Here is a 480-nt window from a genome sequence, read left to right on the forward strand (position 1 = left end):
ATGTCGTGGGCTGCCGGCATCCGATGGCGGTCCCGGACGTGCGGGTGGGTCAATAGTTCCTGCCGAGCAGTACCTGTCGAAGAACGGTCCGCAGGGCGTTCGTTCCGGAGTCCGTCGCGACGTCCTCGCCGAGGACCAGACGGACTCTAATGGCAGGATCGAGTGCCGTAAACCCCTCCCGTCGATCTGCTCCGCGAGACTTTATGGACCCGTCGGCGGTGACCGTGCCCCGTGGGGTGGTGTAGATCGTCCGCGTGCTGCTCTGCGGTGTTGCTGACTATGCCGTCTGCAGGGCGGGCTGGTCGATCACCTCGCTGGGGTCGGTGCAGCGGGGCTCGAGAGCGGTCGGCTCGGGCGGGTTGAGCAGAGCCATGGAGGCTTCGGAGAGGTAGCGGCGGTCGGAGACCTGCCACTCGTCGTGGGCCTCGATCAGCACGCAGCTGGCCAGCCGGAGCAGGGCGGTGTCGTCGGGGAAGATGC

1 pseudogene is annotated in these 480 nt (G+C 67.3%); it reads right to left on the reverse strand.

What is annotated here, in order from left to right:
* Positions 1 to 277 precede the first annotated feature (277 nt).
* Positions 278 to 480: pseudogene (locus A6V29_RS10720) on the reverse strand (IS256 family transposase); the annotation flags it as partial.

It is taken from the genome of Blastococcus sp. CCUG 61487 (assembly GCF_005222955.1).
Lineage (GTDB): Bacteria > Actinomycetota > Actinomycetes > Mycobacteriales > Geodermatophilaceae > Blastococcus.